General features: G+C 74.2%; 12 protein-coding genes. 6 read left to right on the top strand and 6 right to left on the bottom strand.

The annotated features are described in order from the left end of the window. Positions 1-84 precede the first annotated feature (84 nt). The 3 genes from HN031_RS06630 to HN031_RS06620 form a co-directional block, all read right to left on the bottom strand. Positions 85-1,500 (bottom strand): hypothetical protein, encoded by a 1,416-nt coding sequence (locus HN031_RS06630; RefSeq protein WP_172267934.1) that lies wholly within the window; start codon positions 1,498-1,500, stop codon positions 85-87. A gap of 90 nt (positions 1,501-1,590) precedes the next feature. Beyond that, positions 1,591-3,138, bottom strand: coding sequence for a glycerol-3-phosphate dehydrogenase/oxidase (locus HN031_RS06625; protein ID WP_172267930.1), 1,548 nt, complete (start codon positions 3,136-3,138; stop codon positions 1,591-1,593). After that, positions 3,138-3,734: a TetR/AcrR family transcriptional regulator gene (locus HN031_RS06620; RefSeq protein ID WP_172267927.1), complete on the bottom strand. Its 597-nt coding sequence runs from the start codon at positions 3,732-3,734 to the stop codon at positions 3,138-3,140. The genes HN031_RS06625 and HN031_RS06620 overlap by 1 nt, the downstream gene beginning before the upstream one ends. A gap of 17 nt (positions 3,735-3,751) precedes the next feature. Between HN031_RS06620 and HN031_RS06615 the strand changes: the two genes are divergently transcribed. After that, the gene (locus HN031_RS06615; RefSeq protein WP_253943029.1) at positions 3,752-5,335 is read left to right on the top strand and encodes an FAD-binding oxidoreductase; all 1,584 of its coding nucleotides are present in this window, start codon (positions 3,752-3,754) and stop codon (positions 5,333-5,335) included. A 141-nt stretch (positions 5,336-5,476) separates the two neighbouring features. On the opposite strand, the gene HN031_RS06610 is transcribed toward HN031_RS06615, so the two are convergent. Then, on the bottom strand, positions 5,477-6,190 hold the full coding sequence (locus HN031_RS06610) for a pirin family protein (RefSeq protein ID WP_172267923.1): 714 nt from the start codon (positions 6,188-6,190) through the stop codon (positions 5,477-5,479). An 18-nt stretch (positions 6,191-6,208) separates the two neighbouring features. Between HN031_RS06610 and HN031_RS06605 the strand changes: the two genes are divergently transcribed. Genes HN031_RS06605 through HN031_RS06585 form a run of 5 tightly spaced genes read left to right on the top strand, consistent with a single transcriptional unit; the run spans position 6,209 to position 13,035 of the window. Continuing rightward, positions 6,209-7,558: a GH1 family beta-glucosidase gene (locus HN031_RS06605; RefSeq protein ID WP_172267919.1), complete on the top strand. Its 1,350-nt coding sequence runs from the start codon at positions 6,209-6,211 to the stop codon at positions 7,556-7,558. Between the two features lie 46 nt (positions 7,559-7,604). Next, on the top strand, positions 7,605-8,684 hold the full coding sequence (locus tag HN031_RS06600) for a sulfotransferase family protein (protein WP_172267915.1): 1,080 nt from the start codon (positions 7,605-7,607) through the stop codon (positions 8,682-8,684). Beyond that, complete coding sequence (locus tag HN031_RS06595) at positions 8,684-9,637, top strand: glycosyltransferase (RefSeq protein ID WP_172267911.1); 954 nt, start codon at positions 8,684-8,686, stop codon at positions 9,635-9,637. Before HN031_RS06600 ends, HN031_RS06595 begins: the two co-directional genes overlap by 1 nt. Next, positions 9,634-11,436 carry a glycosyltransferase family A protein gene (locus tag HN031_RS06590; RefSeq protein WP_172267907.1) on the top strand — a complete coding sequence of 601 codons (1,803 nt, stop codon included), beginning with the start codon at positions 9,634-9,636 and terminating at the stop codon, positions 11,434-11,436. The genes HN031_RS06595 and HN031_RS06590 overlap by 4 nt, the downstream gene beginning before the upstream one ends. A 3-nt stretch (positions 11,437-11,439) precedes the next feature. Then, complete coding sequence (locus tag HN031_RS06585; RefSeq protein WP_172267904.1) at positions 11,440-13,035, top strand: glycosyltransferase family A protein; 1,596 nt, start codon at positions 11,440-11,442, stop codon at positions 13,033-13,035. A gap of 35 nt (positions 13,036-13,070) precedes the next feature. Here HN031_RS06585 and HN031_RS06580 read toward each other — a convergent pair whose 3' ends face one another. Both HN031_RS06580 and HN031_RS06575 read right to left on the bottom strand, forming a co-directional pair. Next, complete coding sequence (locus tag HN031_RS06580) at positions 13,071-14,243, bottom strand: nucleotide sugar dehydrogenase (protein WP_322920547.1); 1,173 nt, start codon at positions 14,241-14,243, stop codon at positions 13,071-13,073. A gap of 78 nt (positions 14,244-14,321) precedes the next feature. Beyond that, entirely contained in the window at positions 14,322-15,068 is a 747-nt protein-coding gene (locus tag HN031_RS06575) for a hypothetical protein (protein ID WP_172267902.1), read from the bottom strand. Positions 15,069-15,084 lie beyond the last annotated feature (16 nt).

The raw sequence follows: 15,084 nt of genomic DNA, 5'->3' as shown, positions 1-15,084 counted from the left end.
GTGTCCGGGGTTCCCTCGAACTCCGGGGGAATTTTGCTGTCCGCTTGATCACAGCTCCGGGAAGCCTGTCGGGATGCGGGTTTCCTAGGATTCCTGTGCCGGCTTCGTGAGGGTGAGGTCCATCGATCCCTGGGCGTCGGGGGGGACCACGAGGAGGGCGAACGACTGGGTGCCGACCCACCAGCTCGGCGGGGTCATGATCCGCAGCCGGCCCGGGTCGAGGTGGTCGGAGACGTACTCGCAGGCCTTGTCCGAGCAGTTCAGCGCGTAGAAGGGGAAGCTGGTGGCCACGGTGATGCCCCACGCCCCGAGCGCGGGTGACACGTTGGACGCCTCGAGATAGGTCAGCGTGCCCGGGGAGGTCTGGCCCCCGCCCGGCGCAGGCACCAGGACGGGCGGCGTCACCGGGTAGCGCCCCACCACCCACTGGCCGGGGGACGTGGCGGCGTACGTCACCGACGGGCCGTTGACGGCCAGGTCGTCGGCGACCGCGGCGGCCCGGATCCGCAGGGTGGTGGGTCGTTCGGCTGCCGGCCCGTCGGCGGCGATCGTCATCGTGTAGTCCCCGGTCGCCGGGAGGCGCCAGGGGCCGCGGACGGTGCACCCGTCGTTGGCGTTCATCTGGCCGCAGTCGTGGAGGATCGCGTCCTGCAGCTCACGGCCGTCGGGGCGGACGACCCGGATGGCGCGCGTGGTGTCGGAGGCGACGGCACCGGTGGCCGGGTCGAGCAGCTCGGCGTAGACCCACTGCCCCGCCTGGCCGGTGAAGCCGACCTCGTGGGTCGTGGCGGCCGTGCCCAGTGCCGGGACCGGGATCCGCGGGCCATCGACCTGCGCCGCGTGCCGGACGGTCAGCACGGTCTCGAAGGCGGTCTCCGGCGGGAGGGCGACCCAGTGCTCACCGGGGGTCGTCAGCACGAGGGGTCCGGTCGCGGGCGGGTGCGTCACCTTCCGGTCCGGGCCGACGACCTCGGTGACCGGCGCGCTCGTCGTCGCCTCGACGCTCTGCGCCTGGCCCACCGGGACGGGGACCAGGTGGGTCACCCGCGTCCTGCGGCCGACGACGCCGGCGACGCCCGGGACGGCGGCCGGGTGCTCGACGACCCGGCGGACCTGGACCCTCACCTTCTGCTCGGGCAGCCGCCGGCACGGCTTGGCCAGTGCGGTGTACGTCGCGGTGCGGGGCAGCCGCCAGTAGCCCCGCGCCCACGGCTGCACGACCCTGCCGCTGCGGGTCCTGAGGACCCTGGCGCCGCACGTCCGTGCCTCGCCCCAGCGCGCGAGATTGACGAGCTGGCCGTCGCGGCCGTCGAATGTCAGGCGCACCCGCGCGCGGCTCGAGGCCCCGACCGAGCGGTGGCCGAGCGCGACGTCGCGGTTCTTCGCCGTGGCCGACGAGGCTGCCGCGTCGCGCGGAGCCGGTGCCGCGGACGACGATGCGGCCTGGGTGGGCACGAGCAGGGCGAGCCCGAGAGCGGTGACTGCCAGTCGATGAAGCATGTGATCCCCCGATCAGGTGGGCGCACGGTGCGCTCGCGGGGGAGACGCCAGCGGCGGCCGGTTGGTTGTGACCCGGCCGGGGCGGCCCTCTCAGCCGGCTGGCGTCGCCCGCGAGAGCAGGGCGAGGGCGCGGCGCGCGAGGGGCTCGGCGACAGCGCGGTCCGCGGCGACCAGGCCCACCCGCGTACGCCGCTCGAGCAGGTCGTCGACGTCGTGCGCGCCCTCGTGGGTGAGGGCGAAGACCAGCTCGGCCAGGGTGACCGGGACCTCCTCGGAGGGGGGCGCCAGGAGCTCGGCGTCGTCCAGCCCGGTGGCCCCGCGCGCCGTGGCCAGCACGAGGTCGCCGTCGGTGCCGAAGCGGCGTACGAGCCGGGCGGGTGCGGCGCACGCGCGCAGCTGCTCGGGCGTGCCCGCGCCGAGCAGCGGGAGCGAGGCGGTGCGGCAGGGACCGGCCGCCAGCCGGGCCGACGCCACGACCGCGTCGAGCGTGTCCTCGGCCATCCGGCGGTAGGTCGTCAGCTTGCCCCCCACCACGGTCGTCACGCCGGTCCGCGAGGTGAGGACGGCGTGGCGGCGCGAGAGGTCGGCCGTCGCGTCGGTGCCGGCCACCTCGAGCAGCGGCCGCAGCCCGGCGTACGCACCGACGACGTCCGCCCGCACCGGCGGCGTCGTGAAGGCTGAGGACACCGCGTCGAGCAGGAAGTCGACCTCCTGCTCGCTCGGCGTGGGCACGTCGGGGACCGGTCCCGCGGCGGGCACGTCGGTGAGGCCGAGGTGGAGGGTGCCGTCCGGCTGGGGCAGCACCATCGCGAAGCGCGAGGCGGAGCCCGGGAGGGGCACGACGACAGCGACCCGGGTGTGCGGGAGCGCCGAGCCCCGGAGCACGAGGTGGGTGCCGCGGCTGGGGCGCAGCCGCACCCGGTCGTCGAGGTCGCCGGCCCACACGCCGGTCGCGTTGACCACGGCCCGGGCGCGGACGGCGTACGTCGCCCCGGTCAGCTCGTCGCGCAGCTCGACGCCGGTCCCGGTGGCGCTCGTGACCGGGGCGCGGGTGCGGACGTCGGCGCCGTACGACGCCGCGGTGCGGGCGACGGTGACCACCAGCCGGGCGTCGTCCTCGAGCTGCCCGTCCCACCCGAGCAGGCCACCGCGCAGGGTGTCGGCGCGCAGGGCGGGCGCCAGGCTGAGGGTCTCGGTGGCGTTGAGGCGCCGGGGCCGGGGCAGCGTCCGCGCGCTGGTGTGGGCGGTGCGGCGCAGCAGGTCGCCGGCGTGGAGCCCGCTCCACGTCAGGGCCGCGCGGCTGCGGGACATCGCGTCGTCGACCGGGGTGAGCATCGGCAGCGGGTGGACGAGGTGTGGCGCGGTGACGTCCATGAGGATGCCGCGCTCGACGGCGCTCTCGCGGGCGATGGCGAGCCGGCCCTGCGCGAGGTAGCGCAGCCCGCCGTGCACCAGCTTGGAGGACCAGCGCGAGGTGCCGAAGGCGAGGTCGTGGGCGTCGACCGCCAGCACGCTGAGGCCGCGGGTCACCGCGTCGAGCGCGACGCCGGCGCCGGTGATGCCCAGCCCGACCACCACGACGTCGACCTCGTCGGGGATGCCGGCCAGGCCCGGCGTCACCGGTCGGGCGGCCGGCATCAGGACTCGGCGGAGAGCGAGGCGGTGACCAACCGGGCGTACTCGGCGTCGAGGTCGGCGAGGCCGATCCCCTCGTCGGTCATGGTCAGTGCGGAGAACACGAAGCCGTGGCCGGCCAGGGTGAGCGAGCGCGCCATCAGGACCGGGTCGCCGCTGCGGATGGCGCCGGGAGCCTGGCCGCTCGCGATCTCGGCGGCGAGGATCTCGATGAGGGCCTCCTGCGAGCGGCCCCGGCGGGAGAGGAGGTAGGGCAGCATCAGGTCGGGGTCGAGCTCGACGATGCGGACGAAGAGCTCGTTGTCGCGCAGCGCGCGGACGGTGCTCAGCGCGGCCGCCGCGATGCCGGTGGGTGTCGTGGTGTCCGCCGCGGCGACACGGGTCGCGGCCGCGATGCCGACCCACTCGCGGGTCATCAGGTCGCCGAGCAGGGAGCCCATGTCGGCCCAGGCGCGGTAGATCGTCATCCGGGACACCCCGGCCCGCCTCGCCACCTCGGTGAGGGTCGTCCGCCGCCAGCCGACGTCCAGGATGCAGTCCCGGGCGGCGTCCAGGTAGCCGTCGAGCCGCGGCTCGGTGATGTGACGAAGTGACGACATGTGTCACACTGTAACGCATGACTCCGGACACGCACGCCGCCGAGATGCACCCGCAGCGGTGGGGCGACCCGGCCGCGGCCACCGTCCTCCCCGACTCCGCCCTCGGGCTGGTCGACCTCGCCTTCGGCCTGCAGGAGCGCCCGGCCGTCACCGGCGCGACGCCGCCCCCGGTCGGACTGGACGACGGTCTCCTCGACGGCCTCCGGGCGGTCGTCGGTGCCGACCACGTGCTGGTCGACGACGCGACGCGCGCGGTGCGCACGCGGGGCAAGTCGACGCCCGACCTGCTGCGCGCCCGCGCCGGCGACCTCGGCGACGCCCCGGACGCGATCGTGCGACCCGACGGGCACGGCGAGGTCGCGGCCGTGCTGGCCTGGGCGGCCGAGCACCGCGTGGCGGTCGTCCCCTTCGGGGGCGGCACGTGCGTGACGGGCGGGCTCGTGGCCCGCCGCGACGGCTTCGCCGGCGTGGTCTCGCTCGACCTCGTGCGGATGAAGCGGCTGCTCGCCGTCGACGACGTCTCGATGACCGCCACCCTGCAGCCGGGTCTGCGCGGACCGGAGGCGGAGGCGCTGCTGGCCGCGCACGGGCTGACGCTCGGCCACCACCCGCAGTCCTTCGAGCACGCCTCGATCGGCGGCTTCGCGGCCACCCGCTCGAGCGGGCAGTCCAGTGCCGGCTACGGCCGCTTCGACGCGATGGTCGTCGGCCTCACCGCGGCCACGCCGACCGGCTCGCTCGACCTCGGCTCGTCGCCCGCCAACGCCGCCGGCCCCGACCTGCGCCAGCTGCTGCTCGGCTCGGAGGGGGCCTTCGGCGTCATCACGTCGGTGACCGTGCGCGTACGCCGCGCGCCCGCCGTGGCGACGTACGAGGGCTGGCGGTGGCCGTCCTTCGACTCAGGCGCCGACGCGATGCGCGCCCTCGCCCAGTCCGGCCTGCTGCCGACGGTGCTGCGGCTCTCCGACGAGAACGAGACGGCCATCAACCTCGCCGACCCCTCCTCGATCGGCGGGACCGACGACCCGGGGTGCCTGATGATCACCGGCTACGAGGGCACCGCCGAGCAGGTGCACGCGCGGCGCGCGGCGGTCACCACGGTGCTCGAACGCCTCGGCGGCACGCCGCGCGGCACCGGGCCGGGCGAGGGGTGGGTGCACGGGCGCTACGGGGCGCCCTACCTGCGCGACGCGCTGCTCGACCACGGCGTCCTCGTCGAGACGCTGGAGACCGCCACCTTCTGGTCGGACCGCTCGCGCCTGCACGCCGACGTGAGGGCCGCCCTGCGGGCCTCGCTCGGCGACGGCGCGCTGGTCCTGTGCCACGTCTCGCACGTCTACGAGACCGGGTGCTCGCTCTACTTCACCGTCGCGGCCCGCCAGGGCGACGACCCCCTCGCACAGTGGCAGGCGGCCAAGGCCGCCGCGAGCGACGCGATCGTCGCCGCGGGCGCCACCATCACCCACCACCACGCGGTCGGCACCGACCACAAGCCGTGGCTGGCCCACGAGATCGGGGAGGTCGGCGTCCGCCTCCTCCGCGCCGTCAAGGCCGAGCTGGACCCGGTGGGGGTGCTGAACCCGGGAGTCCTCATTCCGTAGAACCCAGGGGCGGGTCGTCGGGGTAGTCCAGTGGCGAGCGGTCGTGAGGCACCCCGCGGGACGACGGGTGGCCACTGGACTACCCCGCGGGACGACGGGTGGCCACTGGACTACCCCGCGGGACGACGGGTGGCCACTGGACTACCCCAGGCCCGGCCGTCGGTCGCCGAACGACCAGACCAGCAGCTCGGTCTCCTCGGAGGCCGTGACCACCCGACCCCCCTCGCCGTCGAGGCGTACGGCGTCCCCGGCGCGCAGCGACACGCCCTCGAGGTCGGCGGCGCCGGTGGCCGCGAAGACGTGCTGGCGCGGGTCGTCGGGCAGGGCGACGGCCTGGCCGGGGCGCAGCCGCGCCACGAGGAGCCGGGCGCCGCGGGTGCCGATCGGCAGCCCGGCGTCCCCGACGACCTCGACCAGGTCGGTGGCTGGTGCCGGCGCGTCGCCCAGGACGTACGACGGCGCGCCGCCCGGCTCGGACGGGGCGAGCCACGCCTGGACGAACCGGCAGCGTCCCGACGCCGGGTCGGCGACCTCGCTGTGCCGGACGCCGGCGCCGGCCGACAGCACCTGCGCGTGGCCGGCCGCCACGACGTGCCGCGCCCCGGCGGAGTCGGTGTGGACGAGCGCCCCCTCGAGCACCCACGTGACGATCTCCAGCTCCGAGTGCGGGTGCTCGGGATAGCCCGCCGGCCGAGCCCCGCTGGGGTCGAGCAGGTCGTCGTTGTGGCACACGAGCGGCCCGAAGCCGAGGTTGGCCGGGTCGTAGTACGGGCCGAAGGAGAAGGAGTGGCGCGTGACCCGCCCCGCGTCGGTCGAGGACGACCTCTGCGAAGCGGCGTACAGGGCCATGCTCATGCCGATATCTTCGCGGATGTGGCTCCCCCGCATGACTTCCCCCTGCTCCCGCCCGGGTTCCGGTTCGGCACGAGCACCGCGAGCTACCAGATCGAGGGGGCCGCGGCGGAGGACGGACGCGGACCGAGCATCTGGGACACCTTCTCCGCCGAGCCGGGACGGGTGAGCGACGGCAGCAGCGGCGCGGTCGCGTGCGACCACTACCACCGCGTCGACGAGGACGTGGCGCTGATGCAGCAGCTCGGCACGGGCGGCTACCGGTTCTCGATCGCCTGGCCACGCATCCAGCCCACCGGGCGCGGCCCCGCCAACGCGAAGGGCCTGGAGTTCTACGACCGGCTCATCGACACCCTCCTCGCCCACGGCCAGCAGCCGATGGTCACGCTCTACCACTGGGACCTGCCGCAGGCGCTCGAGGACGACGGCGGCTGGCTCAACCGCGACACGGTGGACCGCTTCGCCGACTACGCCGCCATCGTGGGGGAGAGGTACGCCGACCGGGTCGAGCACTGGATCCCCGTCAACGAGCCCAACGTCGCCTCCATCCTCGGCTACGGCCTGGGCACCCATGCCCCCGGCAAGGCGATGCTCTTCGACTGCCTCCCCGCCGCCCACCACCTGCTCCTCGCCCACGGCCGCGCCGCGATCGAGCTGCGCCGCGCCGGTGCCACGTCCATCGGCTGCGCCAACAACCACGCCCCCATCTGGCCCGCGAGCGACGACGACGCGGACGTCGGGATGAGCAAGATCTTCGACGCCCTGTGGAACGGCACGTTCCTCGAGCCGATGCTGCTCGGGCGCTACCCCGCCGACCTGATGCCGCTGTTCGAGGACGTCATGCAGGACGGCGACCTCGCCACGATCCGTCAGCCGCTCGACTTCTACGGCGTCAACTACTACAACCCGCTGAAGGTCGCGGCCGCCGACGAGGACAGCGAGATCCCCTTCGACCTCCGTCAGGTGGTCGGCTACCCCACGACCGACGTCGGCTGGCCGATCGTGCCCGACGCGCTGCGGGAGTGGCTGGTGATGTTCCGTGCCCGGTTCCGCGCCGCCCTCCCGCCGATCGTCATCACCGAGTCCGGGTGCAGCTACAACATGGGTCCCGACGAGGACGGCGTCGTCGACGACCAGCCCCGCATCGACTACCTCCGCGCGCACCTCAACGCGGTGTCCGAGGCGATCGTCCGCGGCGTCGACGTCCGCGGCTACTACTGCTGGTCGCTGATGGACAACTTCGAGTGGGCCGAGGGCTACACCCAGCGCTTCGGCCTGGTGCACGTCGACTACGAGTCGCTCGAGCGCACCCCCAAGAAGTCGTTCCAGTGGTACGCCGACCTGATCCGGGCCCAGCCGCAGCACCTGTGAGCGGCGCCGGCACGACAGGCACGACCCCACCTATAGGCTCCCCGCCATGAGCACCCGTCGCGTCGTGTACGTCGTCGGCTCGGGCCGCAGCGGCACGAGCACGATGGCGGGAACGCTGCGCACGCTCGGCCTCCACGTGCCCCAGCCGGAGGTCGTCGCCGACGCCACGAACCCCAAGGGGTTCGGCGAGCCTCGGTGGGTCGTCGACCTCCACACCGAGCTCCTCGCCCGCAGCAACGTCCAGGTCTCCGACGCCCGCCCGCGGGCGTGGCTCGACACCGGCACCACCAGCGGCGACCACGCCACCCGCGAGCGGGTGGCGACCTGGCTCGAGGGACAGTTCGAGGCCGGCGACGAGCTGGTCGTCAAGGACCCCCGCGCGTCGTGGTTCCTCGGCCTGTGGCGGGCCGCGGCCGACCGCTGCGGCGCCACGTCGTCGTACGTCACCATGCTCCGACCCGTGACCGAGGTCGTCGGCTCCAAGCAGACCTACTACGGCCAGATGGGCGCCGGCTCCGACCAGGGCGCGATCACCCGCACCGCCGCGTGGGTCAACATGATGCTCCACACCGAGCGCGCCACCCGTGGCCAGCAGCGGGCCTTCGTCCACTACGGCGACCTGCTCGACGACTGGACCCGGCCGGTCTTCGCGCTCGGCGAGGCCTTCGATCTGACGGCGGTGAGGACGGCGATGGCCGTCGACATCGCCGAGGTGCACCGCTTCATCGACCCGTCCCTGCGCCGCGTGACGATGACGTGGGACGACATCGGCGTCCCCGACCGGCTGCGCGAGCTCGCCGACGAGACGTGGCGGGCGCTCGAGGCGGTCGCCGCCGACGACACCACCGCCCACCAGGAGTGGTGCGACCAGCTGCGCACCGCCTACGCCACCCAGTACGCCGAGGCCGAGGCGTTCGCGCACTCGACCGTCGTGGCCCAGCGGCGCACCGCCGCCGCGCAGGCCCGGCGCGAGGCGGCGGGCCAGGCGCCGGAGCCGGCAAGCCGCAGCGGCGCCGACCGGGTGCCCCACGCCGTACGCGCGATGGTGCCGCCCGCGGCGCGCCGGACGCTCCGGCGCGCGATCGGGCGCGAGCGCCCCCGAGGTCCGGGCCAGGGGCCTGCCTGATGCCCGACATCGCCTCCCTCGAGCGCGAGCCCGGCTTCGACGTCACCTGGCCGTGGACCTCCGGTGAGCCGCTCACCCCCGGTCTGACCTGCGTCTTCCGGGTCCGCAACGAGGCGCGCAACCTGCCGTGGGTGCTGCCGCCGATCTTCGCCGCCGTGCAGCAGGTGCTGCTGGTCGACAACGGCTCGGACGACGGCACCGCCGACGTCGCGCGTCGCGTGGCCGAGGAGTGCGGCGCCGCCGACCGGCTGACCGTCCTGGACTACCCCCACCGCGTCGCGCGCGCCGGTGGCGAGCACCTCGCCACTCCCGCGACGAGCGTCCACTCGCTCACCCACTTCTACAACTGGTGCTTCTCGCACGTCCGCACGACCTACTCGATGAAGTGGGACGGCGACATGGTCCTCACCCCCGAGGGCACCGGCATCCTGCGCGACCTCTCGTGGCAGCTGCAGTCGACGCGGGCGATCGTCGCCATGCCGCGGCACCCGCTCACCGTGGTCGACGACTCGACCGGGTGGCTCGACCTGTCCCTGCGCTTCCTCGAGCCGTGGGTCTACCCGATGGGCCCGGAGTTCACCTTCGTCAAGGCCTTCGACTGGGAGCTGCGCGAGTTCCCGCCCGGCATCGAGCGCATCGTGCTCCAGCAGGGCCTGTGCGTCGAGGTGAAGTGGCTCGACGCCGACGAGTACGCCCACTGGCGACGCGACGGCGTCGACTTCACCAACACCCGGCTCTACCGCAAGCTGCGCGAGTTCGAGGTCGACGAGGCGATCCGGCACGGAGACCCCGAGGCGCTCGGCGGCCTGGTCCGGGTGACGGCCCCCGAGGGCGTCCACGTCATCGACCACGTCAGCCGCGACTGGCTCTGGCGCCAGCCGCGCCCCCTCGTGCAGCACTCGCTGCCGGCCTCCCTCAAGCCCCGAGCGCCCAAGGAGCGCGTGCGACCGTGATGCATCCCCTCCACGACCTCCGGCTCCCCGGCCCCACCCTGGTCCTCGTCGACGACTCCGACGCCCTGGCCCTCGAGGCCCTCCACGGCATCGAGGACGTCCCCGGCATCGAGCCGCGCATCGTCACCGTCTCCACCCTCGACGGCCCGCTCAAGGGCTGGGGCTCGGTGCTCGTGGTCGCCGCCGACCGGGCGCGGCTGCGGCGGATGGCGAGCGCCGTACCCCTCCTCGGGCAGTGCAAGGCCGTTGCCTGCTGGCTGACCGACGCCCCCACGCCGTGGGTGCTGGTGCCGCGCCCCGAGTGGCCGCGGCTGCTGCACCTGGTCGCCCGCGAGGCCGGCGACCGCGGCGTGCTCACCGTGGCCCGCTTCGCCTCCGGCGCCCGCGCCCAGCTCGTCGTGATGGAGATGGCCCGCCAGGCCGCCGGCCCCGGCGACACCACGCACGGCGGTCTCGTCGTGGCGTACGCCGGACGCCCCGCCGCGCCGGGCCTCGATGCCCGGGCCCCGCTGCTGCCCGACGTGACCGGCGCCGGCGACCCCGACCGGGACGTGCCGCCGGACGTCGTCGTCGCCCGTCGCGCCGGCTCCGCCCAGGTCGAGGCGGCCGCGCACCACGTCATCGACCGCGCCCCGACCGTGGTCACCGACCCGGGTCCCGAGCCGGTCGACGAGCGGATCTTCAACCCCGTCGGTTTCCGCAAGGACTGGGACCACCCCGTCGTCGACCTCGCGCGGATCGGCAGCGGCCCGGTCACCGAGGGCGTGGTCGCCGCGGCCCGGGCGTTCCAGGGTGTCCGGCTCCCGGCCGACACCCCGACCGCCGACCTGCTTGCTCTGGCGATGTCCGGCGTGCCGGTCGTCAGCCAGGGCGTCCTCGACGTCGCGCCGCCGCTCGCGGCCGCCCTGGACGCGGAGGTCGACCTCGACGACCCGCTGCGTCGCGAGGAGCACAGCCTCGCCGTGCGCCGTGCCGCCTTCGACCACCACTCCACGCTGGCCTGGCGCTCGGCCCTGGCCGCGCGGTCGGGGGTGCGCCACGTCGCGCTGCCGCCGGTCAGCGCGCTGCTGTCGACGAAGCGACCGGAGATGCTCGACTTCGCGCTGCGGCAGGTCGCGCGCCAGCGGGGCGCGGAGGTCGAGCTGGTGCTGGCCGCCCACGGCTTCGAGCCCGACCGCGACGCCGTACGCCGTGCCCTCGGCGACCGCCCGCACCAGGTCCTGTCCTTCGACGAGACGGCGTTCTTCGGCGACGTCCTCACCGCCGCGGCGCGGGCCGCGTCGAGCGAGGTGCTGCTGAAGATCGACGACGACGACTGGTATGCCCCCGACGCCGTGCACGACCTGCTGATGGCGCGCCGGTTCTCCGGCGCCGACGTGGTCGGGATGCCGTCGGAGTTCGTCTTCCTCCACGCCAACGAGCACCGCGGCGACCTCACGGTGCGCCGCAACCACCCCTCGGAGCTCTTCGCCCGCTTCGTCGCCGGCGGCACCCTGCTCCTCGACCGCGGCCTGCTCCGTTCGCTCGGCGACTTCCGGCGGGTGCGCAGGTTCGTCGACGCCCAGCTGCTGTCCGGCGTCGAGGCGGCCGGCGGCCGGATCTACCGCACGCACGGCCTCGGCTACGTCCTGCGCCGGACCGGCGAGGGACACACGTGGGTGCGCGACGACGAGGAGTTCCGCCGACCTGACATCGTGGCCTCCGAGTGGGAGGGTTTCCAGCCGAGCCTGGCGCTGGAGGTCGACCCGCTCGACCGGCCCGGCGCTCGCGGGGCCGTCGCGACGCACGGGGGAGGGTGAGGGATGTCCCGGCAGCCGGTGGTGCGCCACAACGACTGGGGGAGCCTCACCCCGGCGACCCTCGGTGACTGGGAGCCGACGCTCTCGGTGAGCGTCGTGGTGCCGACGTTCAACTACCAGCACACGCTGCCCTACGTCCTCGCCGGCCTGGCCGCGCAGTCCTACCCCGCCCACCTCCTCGAGGTCGTGGTGGTCGACGACCAGAGCTCGCCGGCGCAGGAGCTCCCGGAGGTCCGCCCGGACAACACCCGGCTGGTCCGTGTCGAGGAGGGCTGGGGCCGCGCCAACGCGTGTCACCTCGGGGCGCTCGCGGCAGAGGGCGACGTGCTGCACTGGTACGACGCCGACATGCTCGCCTACCGCGAGGAGGTGGAGGCGCACGCCCGCTGGCACCACCTCGTCGACTACGCCGTCCCGGGCGGGCACAAGCTCTTCGTCGACCCCGAGCCCCTCCTCGGGCTCGACCCCGCAGAGGTACGCGACCGGGTGGCGGCGGGCGCTGCCGGTGACCTGTTCCCCGGCCAGGAGCACGAGGCGCACCAGTGGGTCGAGGACTACTGGGCCAAGACCGACGACCTGCGCCTCGCCGGCCCCCGCGCACAGCGCTTCCACATCGGCATGACCGGCTCGGTCTCCCGAGCCCTCTACGACGACTCCGCGGGCTTCGACCGCACGCTGCGGCTCGGCGAGGACATGCACCTGGGCCACTCGCTCGCCCAGGCGGGCGGCGTCTTCGTCGTGGACCGCGAGGCCAGGAGCTGGCACCTCGGGCGCTCGCAGGTGCTGCGCCGCGCCGAGCAGGTCAACCGCTACAACGATCCCTACCTGGCCGACCTGGTCCCGACGATGCGGCCCAAGCGCAACCGCCGCGGCCGCGCCTACCAGGTCCCCTACCTCGAGGTCGTGCTCCCGGCCGGCCCCGCCGCCGACACGATCCGGGTCGTCGACTCGCTGCTCGACGGCGACGTCCCGGACCTGCGGGTCACGGTCGTCGGACCGTGGTCCGAGGTGCACGAGGACCGCGTCCAGCCGGTCGAGGACCCGGTGCTGGAGACCCGCCTGGTGCACCGGTCCTACCTGCACGAGCCGCGGGTGCGGCTGGTGGAGTCGGTCCCGGCCGGCAGCGCCGCCGAGTTCGTCCTGACGCTGCCCGACGCCTCCCTCGCGCCGCTGCCCGCGACGCTGTCGGCCCTCCTCGACGACCTCGAGCGCACCCACCACGGCGCCCGCCTGCTGGCGTACGGCACCGCCGCGGTCGCGCGGCTGGAGCGGACGTCCGCGCTGGCCCGCGTCGCCCGCCTCGCCGGTGACGGCGACGACCGCGACGCCCTCCTCGACGAGTCGTTCGGCGTGAAGACCTACCCCGCGACGGACGTCGGCTGGGTGCCCGTCGACCAGCGCGTCGTCGAGCGCTTCACCCTCGGCGCGCGGCCCCCCGTCGACCCGGACAAGTCGGAGCACCGGCTGCGCAAGGCCCTCGAGCGGGCCCTCGAGACGGCCCCGGCGGCGGTGCGGGAGCCCGAGGCGCCTGCCGCCCCCGACGCCGGGCGGTCGAACGGCCAGGAGGACTCCCGGCGGGGGTTGTTCCGCCGCCGCTGACGTGTGTTCCTGCGCGAAGCGGAGGCGCAGAGAGTTCAATCTCCGCCGAAGAGGTCCCGCGTGTAGACCTTGTCCGCCACGTCGCGCAGCTCGTCGACCATCCGGTTGGCCACGATGAGGTCGGACCTCTCCTTGAACTTCTCGAGCTTGCGGTAGACCTTCGAGCCGAAGAAGTGCTTGTCCTCGAGCTCGGGCTCGTAGATGACGACCTTCACGCCCTTGGCCTTGAGCCGCTTCATGATCCCCTGCACCGAGGACTCGCGGAAGTTGTCCGAGCCCGACTTCATGATGAGCCGGTGGATGCCGACGACCGCGGGCCTGCGGTCGAGGATGTCGAAGGCGATGAAGTCCTTGCGCGTCGTGTTGGCATCGACGATCGCCGAGATCAGCGTCTGCGGGACGTCGGAGTAGTTGGCCAGCAGCTGCTTGGTGTCCTTGGGCAGGCAGTAGCCGCCGTAGCCGAACGACGGGTTGTTGTAGTGGGTGCCGATCCGCGGGTCGAGCCCGACGCCGTCGATGATCGAGCGCGAGTCGAGGCCGCGGGACAGCGCGAAGGAGTCGAGCTCGTTGAAGTAGGCGACCCGCATCGCGAGGTAGGTGTTGGCGAAGAGCTTGATCGCCTCGGCCTCGGTCGGCGCGGTGAAGAGCACGGGTACGTCGTCCGCGTCGGCGCCCTTGACCAGCAGCTCAGCGAAGCCGCGGGCCCGCTCGGAGTCCTCGCCGACGACGATGCGGGCGGGGTGGAGGTTGTCGTGCAGCGCCCGCCCCTCGCGCAGGAACTCCGGGGAGAAGATGACGTCCGCGGTGCCCAAGCGGGCGCGTACGTCCTCGATGTAGCCCACCGGCACCGTCGACTTCACCACCATCAGGGCGTGCGGGTTGATCCGCAGCACGTCGCGCATGACGGCCTCGATCGAGCCGGTGTCGAAGTAGTTGGTGACCGGGTCGTAGTTGGTCGGCGTCGCGATGATCACCACGTCAGCGCCGGCGTGCGACTCCTCGGCGTCCGTGGTGAAGGTGAGGTCGAGGTCCTCCTCGGCGAGGAAGCGCGAGATGTCCTCGTCGTGGATCGGGCTCTCGCCGCGGCGCAGCCTCTCGATGCGCTCGGCGTCGAGGTCGAGCCCGACGACGGTGTTGTGCCGGGCCAGGAGCACCGCCATGGACAGCCCGACGTAGCCGAGCCCGGCGACGGAGATCTTCGTGGTCACGCGAGCAGTCTGCCGCACGTCGCTGGCGGCGGGGCGTCGCCGAGGTGACCGTCCCCCGTCATGGGTAGCCGGGACGCGTCAGCCGGCGACCGGCGTGACGGCGAACCACGGCTCGTCCCACCCGGAGACGCCGAGGTGTCCACGGCTGAAGTCCTGACGCGACACCGTCCGGGCGCGGCCGGAGGCGGGGTCGTAGAGGGTGAGGTCGTCGCCGGTCCCGCCGATGACCAGGACGACGTGTCCCGGCCTCCTGGCGTTGCCGACGTAGAGCGGGACGTGGTGGCCGCCGTCCACCGCGGCGGCGATGTGGTCCCAGGTCGTCCCACGGTCGCGGGGCGCGACGGTGCGCACCTCGTAGGCCCGGCCCGGGACGCCGCTGCCGCTCGCGGCCGACATCTCGGCCGCCACGGCCCACGGCTGCGTGCCGACGGCCTTGGGCCACGGGAGCTGGAGGCGGCCGTCGCGGCCCGTCGCGCCGTTGGTGCGGTCGTGCATCGCCAGCGACTCGTCGGCGAAGCGCTGCCCAGGGCTGCGCGGGTCGGTGCGGCCGGTCCCTGCGTCGTGGCCGGTGGCGATCCAGGAGGCGTACGCCGGGTCGTGCAGCATCCGTGACATCACCAGGCTCGAGGAGCCGCAGGTGGTCCGGTCGGGCTGGACGTACGAGCCGTCGGTCGGCCGGTCGGGGACCTGATGCTGCCCACGGGCCAGGGCCTCGACGGAGCCGACGCTGGTGCGCCGGGCGTCCCGCCGCGACCGGAGGACGAGGTCCTCGACGGACGCCAGGGCGTCCCTCAGTCGCGCGACCGCCTCGTCGATGTTCCCCATCGGAGCCCTCCCTGTC

The organism is Nocardioides sp. zg-1308, from assembly GCF_013155375.1.
Lineage (GTDB): Bacteria > Actinomycetota > Actinomycetes > Propionibacteriales > Nocardioidaceae > Nocardioides > Nocardioides renjunii.
Note: the sequence above shows the minus strand (reverse complement) of the source record. Positions and strands in the feature narration are given on the sequence as shown.